This window comes from Nocardia amikacinitolerans NBRC 108937, from assembly GCF_001612615.1.
GTDB classification, from domain to species: domain Bacteria; phylum Actinomycetota; class Actinomycetes; order Mycobacteriales; family Mycobacteriaceae; genus Nocardia; species Nocardia amikacinitolerans.
The window spans coordinates 131,154-149,856 of record NZ_BDAU01000014.1 but is presented as its reverse complement, the minus strand read 5'-3'; the positions used below and the strand labels follow the sequence as shown (position 1 = coordinate 149,856).

The 18,703-nt window shown below is 69.6% G+C and carries 2 protein-coding genes (1 of these 2 running past the window's edge); both read left to right on the top strand.

From position 1 onward, the window contains the following. On the top strand, positions 1-18,041 hold the end of the coding sequence (locus NAM01S_RS14460) for a LuxR C-terminal-related transcriptional regulator (protein ID WP_067785118.1). It extends 25,147 nt beyond the left edge of the window; 18,041 of the gene's 43,188 nt are visible here — the last part of the coding sequence; its start codon lies beyond the left edge, outside the window; its stop codon occupies positions 18,039-18,041. Further along, entirely contained in the window at positions 18,041-18,703 is a 663-nt protein-coding gene (locus tag NAM01S_RS14455; protein WP_067785112.1) for a DnaJ-like cysteine-rich domain-containing protein, read from the top strand. The genes NAM01S_RS14460 and NAM01S_RS14455 overlap by 1 nt, the downstream gene beginning before the upstream one ends.

Sequence of the window (18,703 nt, the reverse complement as noted above, 5' to 3'; positions counted from 1 at the left end):
AGCGCTTCTTGGAACTCGACGCGTTGGTTGACGCCGCCGACGACACCAACCGCCGCACCGCGGCGCTGGCCGAGCTGGAATCCTCGGCTCCGGTCTCGCCCGCGCCACCACAGCATCCTGCGGCGGCGGCCCAGCCGGTCACCGAGTCGGCGCCATCGGCGCCCGCGGTCATGGACGGCACCACCCCGGTTCCCGCGCCGGACACGACGGCTCCCGACCAGGCGCCGTCAGCGCCCGAGGCGAATTCGGCGCTCCAGGAAGCGGTGGACATCACGGACGCGCTCGCGCTCGTCGAGGCCGCGCTTGGTGCCGAGCCGGATTTGGTCGAGGTCCTGATCATGCGACTGGATTCGGAGCAGCAGGAGATCGTGCGCCTGCGGGTGATCGACCAGGCGCCGTATGCGGAAGTGGCCGAACGCGTCGGCGTCGACGTCGCTTCCGTGTTGCGGACCAACAGCGCGGCCGTCACCGACTTGGCGCAGTGGATCGCCGAGGCGGCGACCGACCTGTCCTTCGTCCGGCAGGTTTACCATGACCAGCCGGACATGGTTTCGCGGCTGGTGCTCGGTCCGAGCACGCTGGGTCCGGTCGATCGGCAGATCACGCTGCTCGTGCTGGAGGGTGCGCTTTCGACCGACGCGATCGGGTCCGAGGTCGGCGCCACCGGCGTCGAGGTCGAGCGGCGGCTCGGGCCGATCATCAAGCTACTGGGCGAGTTGCTGCTGACCGGGAACCCCGATTCGGAGGTGCTGGACGCCTACCTGTCCGCGCACGCCCGGCACCAGCGCGCGATGTTGGAACGGGCAATCCAGCAGTTGCCCACGCGTGCGGGGACGTTCGCCACCCGCAGGTATCTGGAGGGTGCGTCCTTCGAGGAGCTTCGCACCGAAATGGGGCCGAGGCCGCTCGCCCAGGCACGCCGCGAAGCCGTACTCGCCCTGCACGACATCCTGTCGACCGGGGTGTTCCTGCCCACCGGCGCGGCGCTGGACATCGTGCGGGCGGCCCAGCGGAACAACCGCGACGCCTTGACGGTGGCGATCGGCCGACTCGGCGATCCCGGCCAGACCTTCGCCCAGCTGCGCTATCTCGACGGCAAGCGGATCGTGCAGGTCGCGACCCAGATGGGAATGTCCCAGGCGGAACTGGAGATCCTGCAGCGCGGGACGGTGCGCAGCATCGTCGCCGAGTTGCGGATCGAGGGTGCCGTGCCGGGCTCCGCCGCCGGCCGCGCGGACCTGAACGTGCCGCCGTCCACCGTCGTGGCAGGCGAACAAGCGACGCGGCCCACGGCCATGGGAGTGCCGCGCGGCGCGGCCGACCCGTCGGTCACCGACGGTGAGCATGGCTTCGTGGATCCGGAAAGTGGTGCCCCGCAGATTGTTCCGGAGCGGTCCGCCGAACCGGAAACGCAGCAGCGCTGCGCGGATGACGCTGTCGACACGGTGATCTCGGAAACCGGCAGCGCTGTCGCGCAATCGTTCACCGATGAGCCCGGGCTGGGTGGGCGCACCGGTACGCAGCTGGAAGCGCGTGCGAAGGGACGGTTGCAGCCGTTCGGCAGCCGGAACGAGGTGGCCGCGCGCCTGGCGGATCCGGACGATCCGCTGTCGATCGCGATCATGGTCGATCACTATGCCGCCGCCGACGCGAACGGTGTCGGCGCGCACGCCTATGTGATGGCCAACCGGGGCGGCCAGATCATGGTGCGGGACCTGAACGACAACAACGGCGCTTGGCGGCCGTTCGTGCGGGGTGAGGCCGGGGCGGACGTGGTGGCGATGTCGGGCATCGCCTTCGATCGCGCCGGAAATCCGTTGCGCCCCATCAGCGAATTCCCGGCCGACCCGGCCGCGCACCCGGAGTTCGCGATCGGCGTGACCGACCCGGACGCGAACGGTGACCGCGCTCCGCCCACCCTGTGGACACCGCCCGAGGGCACACCCGACCAGCAGGCGCTGGTCCGAAACGCGCTGTCTCGCTTGGGTGCCGACGCCGATGCGAGCATCCTGCTGCACGCCGAGCACTACACCGATCTGCTCGGCGAATCCGGCGATCTCGCAACCCGTAATCGGCAGTGGTGGGACGCACTGGACCCCTCCGAGCGGGCGGCGCTGATCGAACTGGCGCCGCGCAAGATCGGCCAGGCCGACGGCATTCCCGACCCGGTGCGGGCTCAGGTCAACCGGGACCTGATGGACAACGACCGACGCGTGCTGCTGGCCTTGGGCGAGAATCTGTCGCCCGGCGCCGCCAAACTGCGGAAGGCGTTGTCGGAGCTGCATTTCGACCTGCGGGAGATGGAAGCGAACAGCGCCGATATCCCCGGCTCGCCCACGGTGAACCTGCGGACGTACGCGCCGTCGCTGGACGGACAGGTGCGCAGCGTCGTCACCTTCGGCGACCTCGAGACCGCCGATTCGGTGTCCACCATGGTCTCGGCTCCGGACACCGTGCACGTGACGGCTACCACGGTGCCGGACAATCTGATTCACGCGACGCAGCTGTTCGACTCCGCTGTCCTCGCGGATGCCGACCGCGAGTACGCGGTCATCGCCTGGCGCGGCTACGGCGACTCGGTGACCGCCGACGGACAGCTGCTCGCCCGGGATCTCGCGGCGATCAACGCCGTTCGCGCGCAGGGCAGCACGCCGGCACCGGACATGCACGTCTTCGCCCTGGACGGCGCGGGCTCGCTCATCGTCGCCACCGCGTGGTCGACGCTCCCTGGCGCGGATGACCAGGTCACCGATCTGGTGATCGTAGGCTCCTCGGGCCTCCCGCTGACGCACGCCGCCGAAACCGGCATCGATCCCGAAAATGTCTATGTCGCGGCAACTTCCCGGGACAAGGAGACCTGGCTCGGCGCCGACGTTCCCGGCGCCAATGGCCGGTACACCGGATACGGCACCGGCATGGATCCGGCGACGGCGGCCTTCGGCGCCAAACGGGTGGCCGCGGAGATCTCCTCCGCCGAGGAATACCGTCTCCACGAGTCGGCGGTGCTCAGCAGCTACTTCGACTACGACCCCCGCACCGGGAATCCCACCGAGGCGCTGCGCAACTTCGGCCGGATCGCCGCGGGCCGGATCGACGAGGTCACCTTCGACGAGCACCGGCCCGGTCTGTCGGATCCTACGGCGCAGGACTCCACGAACGTGCGGATGCCGATGGATCCGGCGAGCGGCCGGATCATCGAGCTCGAGGAGGACATGGGCCGCGGCAACGCGGAGCTGATCTCGAATGAGCTGAACCCGCAGGAGCTGTACCGCTTGGATCCGTCACCGGCCCAGCCGTGGGGCGGCACCTGGTACGACGGGCATATCGGCAACTGTGTCGACGTGGCGCTGCGCACCGGCCACGACGACCTGGGCCTGGATGTCGACCCGCCCGACGACAACGCCGGACTCGCCGGGCGCAGCGCCGACGAGGCGGAGTTCTACGGGCGCGGCCGCCTGCGGGTGTACCCGGACCGGGACACGATCGCCCACCAGCTGGCCGACCCGGCGAATCCGATGACCGCGTCGCTGGTCGTCGTGACCTACGGGTACGACAACGTCGCCCACATGGTCCTCGTGGCCAATGTCGACGAGAACGGGAACATGGTCCGCGAAGGCGGCAGGCTCATGATGAGCGACCCGAACGTCGACAACGGCGCTTGGCGCCCGTACCGCTGGAACGAATTCACCCCGGATGTGGTGTCGACGACCGCGATCCGGTACGGCGTCGACGGAAAACCGCTGCAGCCCAACGCCGATCATCCCGTCGATCCGGAGACCCGGACCGGTGCGCTCATCGCCCAGATGGATCCGGAGTCGGCAGCTGGCACCCCGACCATCTCGGTCGGCGACCTCCTCGACGGCGAGGGCGGGCAGGCGGCCCAGTTGGCCGGCTCCGGAACGCATTTCGCGACGCGGGTCGAGAGCGTGAACATGCGGCATCTGGAGACCGCCGACGGGCCGGTCGACACGCTGTCGGTGACGTTGGCGCTCGATCTCGCGCGCGGCGGAACGGGCGGGGTCACCCTGGAATTCACCCGTAGCGCGGACGGCACCTCGATGCGGTACCGGGACCTAGATCTTGGTTACGCCGGTGTCGACACCAAAGACCCGGCCTTCCAACCGGGTTCGGATCCGATTCGGCTCGCCGACGCGTTCGTCGAAATGCACGAATCGGTGATCCTGCCGTGGCTCGCCCAGTCCGGTGCGGTGTTCGAGGGGCACCCCGGGCACTACGCGGAAACGACCGTGGGCGAGGAGGTCACGGATACCGAACGTCCCGACGATCTCTACGAACACGACCACGCCAGGAGCGAGCGCGTCCGTCCTGCCGGAATCGCGAGGCGCTGGCTGCGGGATCAGCTCGCGGCCATCGGTTGGAGCGCCGACGCACCCGTGCACCTCCAGATGGTGTGGGTGGCGACGAGCGAGGCGGTCGCGAACTCCCTGGAGCACAGCACCGGCCCCGTGCGGGTCACGCTGCGCGTACTGCCCGGTGCCGGTCAACTCGTGGTGCAAAGCATCGACAATGTCGCGAGCCACCCGCCGAGTGGCCCGATCCGCGAGAACGCCAACCTGATGGAGGAACGGGTGGCGGCGGCGGAGGAGCGCCGCCTGGCGGAGGAGGCGGCCGCGAAGCGGGCCGCCGAGGCGGAGCTGTTGCAGGGTGACGATCTCGATGCGTTCTTGGATGGTGTCGATGAGGATGCCATCGCGAATCTGGATTTGGATGCGCTGGAGGCCGGGGATGGCGGCGCGAAGCCGGAGCTTTTGCAGGGTGATGACCTCGACGCGTTCTTGGATGGTGTGGACGAGGATGCCATCGCGAATCTGGATTTGGATGCGCTGGAGGCCGGGGATGGCGGCGCGAAGCCGGAGCTTTTGCGGGGCGACGACCTCGACGCGTTCCTGGATGGTGTCGACGAGGACGCCATCGCGAATCTCGATCTGGACGCGCTGGCCGCCGCCGAAGCCGGCGACAACGAAGCACCGGCGGCGCCCGAGCGGACCGAAGCCGAGAAGCAGGACGCCGCGGCCTACGACGAACGCGGTCGCGGCATCCAGATCCTGCACACTCAGACCGACGCCTGGGACTACGCGCCGCTCGCGAACGGCCGCGGCAAGTCGATCTGGTTCATCCGCTCGATGGCCGACAGCGACCCGGATTCCGGCATCGACCCCGATCCCGGCACCGATCCGGCCGAACCGACCGATCCCACTGCGCCACAGGGTGATACGCCTGCCACTCCGGAAACCGACACCGACGAGGTCGCCCCCGAACCCACAACCGGCGACCAGTCCGTCGACCCCACCGATCCGTCGACCTCGACGCTGTCCGAAACCTCCGCCATGGTGGAGGGACCGGAGTCACTGGACGATCCTGGGAACCAGCCGAAGGCGCCAGGGTCCGGCTTCGGCGGTCTTGTGGGGTCCATCGGGGCCGCTTTCGGGGCCGCTTTGAACCCTTCTGGACTTCTCGGGGGTGGGCTCCGCGGATTCGGCGCCGCTCTGCCCCCGGTGAACTTCGACTCGGCACCCGACTTCGCCGATGCGAACAACCGCGCCCCGCGGCGATGGGATATCAGTAAGGCCAACAGTCTCATCGACCTCGCGGTGGCGTTGCAGGAGCATCATCCCGACGTGAAGGTCCTCCCGTCCCTGAGCCCGGTTGTCGACAACGACTTGGACCGGGCGCGGGAGTTCGTGCATGCGGTGCACGACATGCTCACAGCGCACCCGGAGATCGATCTGCGCGAGGTCGCGATTTCATGGCACGGCGGCGACCGCGAAGCGCCCATCGCGGTCGAACCCGGGCTCGATCAGCAGGTGTTCACGAGACGGGTCACCTTGCACCGGAAGCACGAAGGCCCGGAACTTTCGCCGAGCGAGACATATTGGGCTACCGTTCGTGCCTTCGGTCAAGCGATGGTGTACGCCGGGCGATGGCGAGCCGAAGCGCACATGATGGCCACCTTGCGGCAGCGGCACGACACCGACCATCGGGCCACCGCACCGTTCGGGAAGTGGTTGTACGAGCAGTTCGGAGGGGCACTATTCGATCAGCGGGACGGTGCCCTGGAGCCGGCGGACGCCCTGGCGGTTTCGTTCCAGGCCGTCGAGCGCGAAGCGAAGGATGGCACACCGGCCACCGACGGCCAGCGCACGCTGTTCGAGCTGCTCCAGCGCGAGGCCGCCGCATGGCACCGCCGCACTCCGTACGACGCCTCCGCGCCCGTCGATCCCGCGTCCGCCGAGCAGCGCCGGGCGGTGCTCGCAGAGGCCGCAGCGTTCACGGCCGAAACCAATATCTGCGCACCGAGCGCGGTCATCCCCGATGTCGACTTCTACACCTACCGGGACTACTTGCAGACCGTTCGTGACGAACTGCGCGCCCACCCGGCGCTCGACGTCGTCGCGCTCGACATCGCTCCGCTCGGAGATCAGGTGCTCGCCCACACGCATGCTGTGGGCCGCCAGGTCCCCGGGATGCGTTCCTCCGCAGTGGTTCTCGTGTTGAACGAGCGCTTCGCCATCAACCCGGAACTGCTCCACCGGCGGATCCGGCGAAACGCTGCCCATCGTTTCTCGGTCGGTCCGGCCTATTACTCGGCGGTGCGGATCGTGACCACCCACGAGCTCGGGCACGCGATGCATGCCGCGGGCGGGCGAACCGCTTCCGTGGCGGCTCTCGACGCGGACTGGGCGCAAGCGCAGGACGACTTGGAAGCGGCATTCCGCGAGCACTTGGCGGGCTGGGGCGTCCAGCATGACGTGGCGGGCCCGACCTTCGCCACGCTCTTCAAGCTGTGGCTACAAGTCGAGCTCACCGGCTACTCCTTCCAGGCAGACGGCTCCCTGGACGTTTACGAAACCTATGCCGAGGCTTACGCCGCCGTCCGGCTCGACCCCGTAGCGGCGACCACAGCGCAAAATGTCCTCTACCGGAGGCTACTTCAGCTCGATTGGCAGCCCGGGACCGATCCGGTAGCCGACTCCGATAGTGAAGCGACCACGAATATCGTTGCTGCCGAGACGGATTCGATGCGGTCCCCGGAGGGGATGGCCAAGTCCTACCCCTCCCCGGACGACGTGCACCGCGCCGAATTCGAACAGAAGGTTCGCGAAACGGACCTCTCCTCGCCGGAGGCGGTGGCCGAGGCGCTGTACGAGCGGGTCGGCCGGGACGCGGTCACCGAGTTCTACGACGCGCGGGTGTCGGGACTGAAGACGGCGGAGGTGCTTCGGGCGCAGAACTTCGTCGCGTACACCGGCGCTTCCGCGTTCTTCGTCTCGGCGGACGTGGCCAACCTGAGCGGCCTCAACGCGTTCTGCAACAACCAGGCCGAGGCGGCGAACGCGCACTACCGCGGCATCGCCACCGCGTTCCGCACCGCGCTGGAGGACTCCGGCGGCGTGGTGATCCCGATGCGCACCGGCGGTGACGAGGTCGGCGCGATCGTGCTCGGCATCGACGAGCGGACACTGACCGAGATCGTCGCCGAGGTGAATCGGCGCGTCACTGCCTATGCTCGGCAGCAGGGGCTCAGCGAGATCGAGCACCCGAAGCATCCGGGCGACCCGGCCTATCGCGGTGTCGGCCTGCATGTCGGGTTCACCGAGATCGTGCCCGGCCTGACCGCCAAGGACATCTTCGACGCGGCCGACCTCGGCGTCGACGACAGCAAGAACGGGAGGACCGATGTCGCAGGAGAGCCGCGACGAGCGACTGGGGCTGACCGGGCTGACACCGGAACAGCGGGCGCGCCGGATCCGGGAGCTGGAACGCGAACTGGCGGACAAGCGAGCGGCGGCCAAAGCGGAATTGCGAGCGGACCTGAAGCGGCGCCGCGAGGACTCGCCCTCGGCGGACTGAACCGCAACCTCGCCGCGCTCGCCGGATACCCGTCGCCGGACGAGCTGCGCCGCTTCGCCTTCGCGGAGGGTTTGCACGCGCTTGGTGAGTTGACCCCCGAACTCGTGGCGGAGGCGATGTATCGCCCGGTCGCCCGTGACGAGGTCACCGACTTCTACGACGCCCGGCTCTCCGGCGTGAAGACCGCCGAGGTGCTGCGCGCACAGCGGTTCGTCGCCGAAACCGGGGCGCCCGCGTTCTACCTGTCCGCCGATATCGCCAACCTCAGCGGCCTCAACGCGGCGATGAACAACCGGGCCGCGGCCGCCAACGTCCACTTCCGCGGCATCGCCGAGGCGTTCCGTTACGCCCTCGACGCGGCGGGCGGCGCGGTCGTGCCGATGCGCACCGGCGGTGACGAACTGTCCGCCGTCGTCATCGGCATCGATCAGGAAACGCTGACCGGCATCCTCGCCGACATCGAGGCCAGGGTCGCGGCCTACACCGCCGAGCACGGGCTGGACCTGATCGAGCACCCGAAGCACCCGGGTGACGCGGCCTACCGCGGCATGGGCCTGCACGTCGGCGTCACCGAGATCCTGCCGGGCCTCACGCCGAAGGACATCTTCGACGCCGCCGACCTCGGCGTCGACGCAAGCAAGAACCGCGCATACGCGACCGGGCCCGTTCCCGTCGCGGGCGTGCTCGTCGACGGGGAATCCGTGGGCTCGCTCATCGGTGGGTTGCTGCCGGAGCTGTCCACCAGCGAGATCGTCGGCGACGATCCGACCGCGACCTTGCTGCCGGAGGAAGCCGCCATCCTCCTCGACGAGAAGTCGCCGCCGTTCTTGGTGCGAGAGAAAGCCAACACGCGGACCGCGGCCCGGCGCGCGATGGCCGACCGTGGTCACCACGATGTGCCGGTGGGGCGCGGACCGCTCGGCGAGCCGGTGTTCCCGGACGGCCTGGTGGGCAGCCTCACCAACAAGACGATCGACCCGGCCACCAAGCACACCTATTACGCCGCGGTCGTCGGCGATTCGGCGCGGTTCCGGTCGGTGGGCATCGACGCCGAGAACAATCGATCGGTCCGGGGGACGATGTTCAGGGCGGGCCGCGTCGAGGAATTGCTCTGGGTGCAAGAGCAATTGGACTGCCTGCCGGATTCCGGTGTGGCCTGGGACAAGGTGCTCTTCTCCGCCAAGGAGAGCATCTTCAAGGCCTGGTACACCCTGACCGGGGACCAAAGCCTGCGCCTGCGACACGTTTTCACGAACTCGCTCGTCAGCTTCGATATCGAGGCAGGCACCTTCCACGTGCGGGTGATGGTCGAGGCCACCGGCAAGGACCGACTGCCGCTGACCGAGATGCACGGTCGATTCGCGGTGCGCGGCAACACGATTCTCACCGCGGTGCTGGTTCCGGCCGAAGCTCCTGTCGCCGAGGCCGTCGGTCCCGAATCCGCGCCTGCTGTCGACCCGACCAAGGCCCGCGCCGCCTACGCCGAAGCCGCCTACGCGCTCAAGTGGCTGATCATGGCGCGCGGCTTCGACGCACACGGCATTGTCGAGCTTTCGCCGCCGTCGGGCATCAACCAGATCGTCACCACCATGCTGACCGACTGGGCGCAGACCAATCCGCAAGCCTTCGCGGCGGACGCGAACCTGCGGACCCTGTGGGAGGCCTTCCGGCTGATGCTGCCGCAGGGCGAACACGCGGAGATCCTGCTGCCGGTCCGGGTGCCCAACGAGGGCGATCACGCGGGCACCCTGGAACTGACCCTGCACGAGCACACCCTGTGGCAAGCCTGCGGTTCGCCATTCGACGCGGCGGCCGACACCGGACGAATCGCAGGCCTGGTCGCGCCGGAACGCCTGCGCGCCCTCGCCGAACTGATGCCGCACCCCGAGTCGGCGCGGACCCTGCGCGCCGTGGCCGATGTCCTGTCGAACCTGCCCCTACCGGCGCACACGCCCACCGACGCGCTGTCCGACCAGCCTGTCCACTATGACGACGACCTGGCGAAGGGCACGGGCAAGGTGCCGCCGATCCGGTTGGACCTCACGCGCACCGCTGGCGTCGACTGGGATGCCGCGGCTGCCGCTGGGGCTGGCGCGGTTGCCGGTGCCGCGATGGTTTCGAATCTTCCGGGTCAGCAGACCACCGCCGAGGTCGATCGGGATGCTGCGGCTGCCGCTGGGGCTGGCGCGGTTGCCGGTGCCGCGACGGCTGCGAATCTCCCGGGGCAGGGGCCCACTGCCGAGGGCGACCGGGGTGCCGCCGGAGCCCCAGGTTCCGGGATGGCCGGTGCCGTCGACTGGAAGGCTGCGGCCGCCGCGGCGACCGGCGGCGTCGTCGGTGCCACCGCGGCGGCGGCGTTCACGGGCGAGGGGATGGCGCAGGTCGCCAAGGGACTTCGCGGCTGGGATGGCGCCGCACACGATCCGCGGGTGACCGCGAAACCGATCGATGGCGCGGCGGTTTCGGCCGAGAAGCCGCTGTCCGACGGCGGGCACGTGTTCGGTGATCCGGACGTCGTTGCCGCACAGCCTGTTCCGTCGGACACGGCGACCGACGCGCTACCGCTCGCCGATTGTGTCGATCGGTCGCTGGGCCGGGTCGTCGCGGACCAGGGAGATGTGGCCGACCTGCCGGATGCGCGGACGCGGAGCCGGTTCGGGCGGCAGTGGCGGGACGTGCGAGACCTGCTGCGGGGGGCTCGGCCGGAAGGGTTCGATACCGCGGGGGCGCACGAAGCGCACGCGAACCTGATCGAGGGCCTCATCCACCGGGCGGGCAAGGGGGCGATGGCCTGGGTGCTCGACCAGCGCCACACCGCCGACAAGCGGACCGGAATCGGTGCGCACGCCTACACGGTGAAATACCTGGGCGACAACGTTTTCGAGGTCGACGGACAGCGCGTCACCTACGAGGGCCGCCCGGACGCCGATGGCTTGGCCTGGTTCCGGACCGCCGGGGGCGACCGGGTTTCGCTGGCCGAGCTGACCGGTAGCTCCCGCGCGGAGACCGCAAGCACGCGGGCGGTCGTGTGGCGCGAGGGCCAGGTCGTCCAGAATGTCGGCGACCGCACCACCCCGCTGCCCGACGGGATCCTGCGCATCGGCAAGAGCCCGTCGGATCAGGGGCCCGCGCAACCGGATCCGGACGACCCCTTCGCGGACGAGCCGCGGACCACGCGGGTGCGGCTCCGGGCGGCACCACCGGACCCGCTGCTGGGACCGCCGGTCGCAGGCGAGCCGGACCGCACCACCCACCCGGTCTGGGAGTTGTTGTTCCGCACCGCCATCGGCCAGGAAGCCATGGCGGTCCTGCACAGCGCCGAGGCCCACGTGGAGTTCGGCGACCGGGATCATTTCCACGGCCGGGTCCGCGCGATCACCATCGACACCACCGGACGCGGTTTGATCGCCGTGGCCGAGCAGGTGCTCGCGCACGCGGCGCGGATGCAGGCTGTCGCCGCCGACGCGGTGGAGACCGAGCCGATGCTGATCCGCAATATGGATCGGGACGCGTTCGTGCGGCCGTGGCTGCGCGCGGAAGCCACGGCGATCGCCTGGCAGGCCGAATTCGATTCGCAGGTCCAGGAAGCCGGTTTCGCCCGGACCGACCTGCCCGGAGCCGATCCGGCCGATCTGGCGTTCCGGCGGGGCCTGTTCGCCCGGTATCACGCCGCCTGCGCGGCGGCTCCGGTGGCGCCGGGCACCGACGACGCGCTGGCGAGCCGGGTGCGGCGGGCGGCCGGGGTCGACGCGCTGCTGGCGAGCGCGGAGTTCGCGGCAACGGATCTGCGCGAAACCCTCGAGGAACAGTGGCAGAGCAGGCAGGGCATGAGCCGCGGCCTCGACCTGTCGGTGGAGCAGGTGCGGGCCAGGCAGCGTCTGATGCGCGAAGGCGCGGCCGTGCAGCGGGAGATCGACGCTCTCGAGACCGCATGGGATCGCGTCCTGAGCCAGATGAACGCGATGACGCCCGCCCGCGTCGACGAAATGCCCGACACCACCGACCTAGTGGCGCGGTTGCGCTTCGTGATCGACGCCATGTACGACCACTTCCGCGGCGCCGAGATTCGCATGTGGGCCACGCATTCCCGGCAGCAGGTCGGTGCGCTTGTCGAACTCACCGAGCTGTGGCAGCGGGCGCGGGCGCGCTTCGCGGGGATTCAGAACGGGATAGCCGCCATCAACGGACGCCCGGGCCAGCGGGTGGAGGTTCCGGTGGACGACCTGGCGATCGCCGATCGGTCGATGCTGCCATCGCTGGATCGGACGGCGAACAGCGAAATGCTCACCGTCCGTGCCGAATTGCAGACCACGGAGACCGGCCGGTGGGCCATGCGGACGCTGGAACGTCTGAATGTCCGGATCCGGTTCGGTTTCGAGGCGACCGAATCATCCATGGGCCGCGAGAATTTGGCGCGCGAAGCGGGATACGACGCCACCACCAATACTCTCGTCCTGCCGTTCGGCGGCGGTCCGATATCCAACGGTGACCAGTTGGTCATCGCCGCCTACCTGGCGGATGCGGCGCGTTCGGCAGGCGGTGACCCCTTGGTTCTGCTGACCGAGAGCCGAGGCCGCTATGTGGCGGCGATGCAGGATCTGCGCGCCGAAGCCGAAGCCCGCCGTTTCCAGCACCGGCGCGAGGTGAGCGGGTATGGCCTCTACAGCAGTGGTCCGCTGGCTCGGGCCTTCCACGCCGCCTACGACCGCGCCCAGAATGTGCTGCGCAACGTCTACACGGTGGAGTCGGACTACCCGGATCTCCGCGACGACAGCCAGGTGCCGAAGGCGGCGATGCACGCGGTGGCCTACCGGTTCGCGGCACGCACGATCCGCGAGCAGCTGGCCACCGACGGGCCGTTGATCGACGGCGTCGATCTGGCGGAATTCTTCGGCGCGGAATGGGATCGCGCACACGGTATTCCGTCCGTCGCGGCCGCTTCCCAGTCTGTCGCGGAGCCCGAGGCCGCCGCAGAGCTCACGGACGCCCAGCTGGACAAGCGCGCCGCCCGCTTCGTCGAGGCGGTCGAAGAGCTGATGCGGCAGCGCGCCGCGGGCGTGTTCGTACCGCGCGGTCCGGCCGAGCAGACGTATCTGGCCGCCGAGGACACCACCGCGGCGCGACTCGCGGCGATGAAGAGGTACCTGGCCGATGCCGGTCTCGCCGATGCGCAGATCGCGCTCGACCTGGCCCGCTTCGCCAGTGCGGACCTGAACCGACGCCTGCCGTGGGATACGGAGGAGACTCCGGGCGCCCACCTCACGCTCGACGCACTGGATGCCGCGATCGAAGCGGCCATCGCCGTCGAGCTGAAGTCGGCGGCGCCCGCGATCGACGCCGCGGTGTTCGGCCGGGAAATGGCTCGCGTGCTGGCCGAAAACCCCGGCGCGCGAAGGGTGGTGGACGCGGGTCCGCTCGCGGACCGGCTGGCGCTGCTCCCGCCGCATCCGGGCAGTGCCAAGGCACGTCTGCTCGTCCTCGCCGAACCAGGGGAGCACGTGGACCTGCTGCGCGACCTGGAGCTCGAGCAGCCGGACTGGGATGGCGTGCTGTGGCGGGGCTCGCACGAGCTCGAATACCTGTCGGTCACCCGCGGACCCGACGGCGAGCTCGTGGTGGCGGAGACGCTGCCGCACGAGGCCGAAGGCATGTTCCGCGCGCCGGGGCACGACGAGGTCGCGCCGCAGATGCTGAGTCGCTATCTGCGTTACCGGCTGCGGGCCGAGCTGGATCCGTCGTTCACCTTCGATCTCGGTGTCCAGCAGTGGCTGGAGTTGCTCGGGCCGGAGGCCTTCATCGCCGCCCGTGACGACGGAACCGGCACGCTGGCATACGGCTTCGAGCACGTGGGTTTCCGCATGGTGCAAGCGGATCCGTCGATCACCGAGCCGCATCCGGCCGCGGTCACCCACCAGTTGGTCACCCGCAGGATTCCGCTCCCGATCCGCGATCACAGCGAATCCGCCCGTCCCCCGGGCAAGGTGGTCGAGAAGGTGCTGCCGATCCCGGCGGCGCACTTCGTGGTCCGGCTGCAAGCCGATGGCGCGGGCGGTTGGCGGGTCGCGCCGCCGACCCATTCCGGTCATCCGGCGGACGTGCTGTCCCAGTATTTCCAGGGCATGGCCGGGACCAGCCCGCTGCAGCTCACCGAGTATCTCGCCCGCTTGCTCCAGGACGGGTCGGCCCGGATCGCGCCGCTGGTCTCGCCGTCGCTGATCGCCGCGCGCACTCCTGCGCCCGCTGCGGCCGGGGACACCGCGGTAAAGCCCGGGTCGGCAACAGAGCCGCAGGCCGAGACCGAAAGTCGCGCAACGGAATCCGCGGGCGGGCCGAAGAAGGGTCTGCTACAGCGCTTCACCGATCACGTTCTCGGGCGGCAGTCGAGCGGCCGCGGCACGCCGCCGTCGGCGCAGCCATCGCAGAGCGGGCCCCGCGCGGCCTCGCACAGCATCGACGGCGGCTCGGACTTCGCCAGCCCGCAACCGGTGGCGCCACAGCCGGAGTCGGAAGCGCCTGCCGAGGATTGCGTCCGTCAGACCATGCGCACCGCCGCCGAGGTCGGGCTCGATGTCACCGTCCCCGCCGAGTCGAAGCTGTCCGGCTGGACAGCGCTCGAGGTGGAGGAGGACTACGCGCACGGCCGGATGCGGCCGATCGATTCCAGGGACGCGGCCTTTGCCCGGCTGACCGACCCCGACGATCCGGCGACCGCGATGCTGCTGGCCGAGGAGTACTCGATCGGCGGCATGAAGGTCGCGCACCTGTCGATGATGCGGCTGGACCACGACAAGGTCATGGTCAGCGATCCCAATATCGACAACGGCGCGTGGCACGAGTACGTGCCGGGCACCGTGACCCCCGGCTCCCGCAAGCTCGCCGCGATCGCATACGGCGCCAATGGAAAAGCGCTGCTGTCGAGCACCGAGCACGCCGCCGACCCGGCGGCCCATCCGGATCAGCTGATCACCCACATCGACCTCACCGCCAGGGAAACCGAAGTGCTGGTGCTGGTGGCCGAGGGTCTGACCAACAAGCAGATCGCGCAGCGGCTCGCGATGGCCGACGCCACCGTGCACACCCACCTGACCGGCATCGCCAACAAGCTCGGCACCGGCGATCGGGCCGCGCTGGCGGCCATCGGCGTGCGCCGAGGCCTGGTGCCGTTCTCCGAGCCGGATGTCGCCGCGAAGATCGAAGGCGGGCTCGGGCCGGACGCGCTTGATGCCATCCAGCTCGAGGTGCTGGCGCTTGTCGCCGACGGCTGGTCGAACAAAGAGGTCGGGCTTGCCATAGACACCACCGAGTCCGTGGTGAAGAACCACCTGGTCCGGATCGGCCGCATCCTGGGCATCAACAGCCGGGCCGGCATGGTGGCGACGGCGCTGCGGGCGGGCATCCTGTCGATGGATGCCGAGGTCGCCCTCCGGCCGTCGTCCGGCGAGGGGCACGGCGGGTTGAGCCAACGGGAAACCGAGGTGCGCACCCAGCGCCTCGCCGGTCGGTCGAACGCCGAAATCGCCGAGGCGCTGGGAATTTCCGAGCACACCGTGGCCACCTATGTGGCCAGGATCGCGCACAAGCTCGGCATCGACCCGGCCGCCGAGCTGATGGCGGGCGCCGAGACGATCACCGCGATTCCCTCCCCGGCCACCCCGGCGGTGCCACACCCACCGACAATGATCGACACCAGCGTCGCACCCGCCGAGCGGCGCGATCAGGCGCAGACCATGCCCGGTGTCGAGCTGCCGGGCACCGTCGAGCCCGAACCCTCCTCTCAGCAGGTGTCCGGCCCGTCCACCGAGTCGAGCGAATCGAGTTTCGGCGGCTCGAATCCGGTGCCGCCGACCCAGATCCTGCCCAGCGCGGCGAGTACCGAGGGGCCGGAGTATCTCGGTGCGGATTCGTCGTTGCCGGAGGCGGTCGTGCCCGGCGGGGAGGCCGGGGGGCCGGAGTATCTCGGTGCGGATTCGTCGTTGCCGGAGGCGGTCGTGCCGGGCGGGGAGGTCGAGGGGCCGGAGTATCTCGGTGCGGATTCGTCGTTGCCGGAGGCGGTCGTGCCGGGCGGGGAGGTCGAGGGGCCGGAGTACCTCGATTCCGAGCCCGATGACGACGGGCCGGAGTACCTGGAGCCGTCGCAACCGGAGACCGTCGTCCTGCCGGACGGCTTCGGCGAAATCATCGAGGGCGTAGGCAACTTCGACGGCAACGGCCGCACCGCCGACGACGGCGCGCTGACCACCGAGCTGGCCCGCCAAGCGGTGCAGAACATGCTCCGCGCGATCGTGCCCCCCGAGATCGGCTGGCACCGCGACGGCCACTTCATGCTGCCCGACGGCCGCACCGTCCACGTGCGGGTCGACAGCACCATCGGCGACGAGGCCGGCAGTTTCCAGCTGCGTCCCGGCGGCGCCGCGTTCGACATCATCCTGTCCGACGGGCTGCGCACCAGGGACGTGCCACGGGCCGTCGCGAACGTGCTCACCCGGATCCGGCAGCTGACCGACCCCGAATTCCAGCACCCCGGTCCGCGCTTCGCGGAACTGAAAGTGCTTGCCACCCAGCTGGATCAGTCGATCTTCGATCCCGCGCGCGGCAAGCTGACCCCGGAGATCCGGGCCGACTTCGACGACCTGATCGCACATTTGGGCATGGACGTGGACCCGGTCGGTCCGGCGGCGGAAGCGCTCGCCGCGCACGATTCTGAGCTCTCACGCCGGATCGGGCTGGAATACGGTGGTGCCGTCGCCTCCCGGCCCGTCTTCGGGAAGACACTGACCGACCCGGCGTTCCACGAGGCCGCGCTCACCCACCTCGGCAGCCTCGCCCGCTTCCTTACCGGTGAGCATGCCTCCGAAGTGCTGATGGCGGAGGGGCTTTCGCTCAACGCCCGGATGCGCGAGGAGTATTGCCGCCGCCTTTTCGAGCCGATCTTCGCCAACCCCGACGTCAGCGCCATTCGCAAACAGCTCGAAGCGGCCGAACTGTTCAGCGCCGACGACCTGGTCGCCGCCCTGGCTCCGCTCAAGCGCGCTTTCAACGATCCGATGCCCCCGGAGTGGCGACGGTCGGCGCTGGAGGCCGCGATCACCGATGTGCAGAACACCCCGGGCCACATGCAGCAGATCAACCGGTTCATCGATTTCGAGCGGATGCGGCAGGCGGCCCGCGCCTACACCCAGATGCCGGACCGGGTCGGCGGCGTGCTCGATCGGACGACCGGGCTTGTGCAGTTCCCGACCCTGGCCACCAGCCCGAACGGGGCGACCATGTCCATACTCGACTTCTTCCACGCCATGGACCGAGCCAACCGCGGCGCCGAAGCGGCCGGGCTGGACATCGAGTACGTCGTGGTGATCCACGACGAGGCCAACGGCAGGTCCTCGGTCGACGTGCTCTCGCGTCCGCGCGCGCAATATCGACTGCCCGCCCAGCAGAGCCACCCGGTGCGGTTCGTGCCGCGCCCGTCGGTGCCCGCGGCGGTCGAGGGCGGCCATACCGTGGACGTGGGTGTCGGGCGCGGTGGGTTCGCGGTCGAACTGACGCCCGCGCAGGACACCTCCGGTCGCGGCCTCATCCTGCAAACCGAACTGCCCATGGATTACGCCGACGCGGGCCAGCGCCGCCGCAATCTCGGCATCCTGGACGCCGGTCCGCTGACCCGCCCTGGTTCGCTCATGGTGTGGGCCGACTTCCTGCTGCACGGCGCGGTGCTCAATGTCGGTGGCAACGGCGGCGTGGCGCGCTACTACATCAACAACGTCAGCGCCCACTACGGCGACACCGACTACGACACCCTCGCCCGGCAATTGCCGCACACCCTGGTGCCCGGCGCGCACATCGAAATCCAGTGGGACATGAAGTCGGAACTGGTGGAGGGTGGCGAACCCGGCGACCGCGGGCATATCCAGGGCGACAAGCTCATGCTCGCCATCAGCCGCGTGCTGCCGCCCTCGCTCGCGGCCGCCTTCGAGGTGACCGAGCACACCGAGTTCGCGGGCGACGGCAGCGACGAATACCTGTTCACCATCGACACCGGCGCAAGCAACGTGCTCAACCCGGACGCCATGGCCAAGTACTCGCCGCCGCAGCCGACCGACCGTATGGTGATCGTGTACAGGCCCGCCGGTTACCGTCCGGCAACGGCGAACTTCGAAGGTGGTGCACGGTAATGGCGGAGATCGAGGGCGTGCGCGAGTGGCTGGACCGCTCCGCCGAGTTCCTCCGCGGTCAGATGCGCTGGTTCGCCGCCCAGATCCTGCCCGGGTCGGCGCCGTACGTGGTCATCCCGAAGCATCCGAGCCAGGTGGACTGGGCCGATCCGCCCCGCCACCGATTCGAGGCCGTCGCCAACCTGTCCGGCCCACCGGATCCCTCCCGCGCCGACCGCGCCGCCCAGGTGCTGCACACCGCGGGCTGGGCCGTCCAGATCCAGCGCGATCCGCAGGCCCCGACCGTCGTCGTCGTCCGCGGCGATCGCGAGGGCTACCGACTGCAAGCCCGCATCGAGGACGGCTACGGCGGGATCGTCCTGCTCGGTGAAACCCCCAATATCCAGCTCTACCAACCGGATCCACCCCCGGCCCGACCCGGCCCTGCTGTTACTCCGGACACCGTCAGCGCAGGCGCCGTCCTCTGCTACGAATGCGACGGCCACGGCCTGTGCCCCACCTGCCACGGCGCCGGCTGGACCAAGGCGCCAACCGCCACCGGCCGCCATCGCTGTCCCACCTGCCAGGGTTCACGGGCCTGCCCGATCTGCGGGGGAGCGGGCGAACTCCGCATCACCGAGTTGTCCGACGACGACCGCGTCCACTACCCGCATATTTCCTAA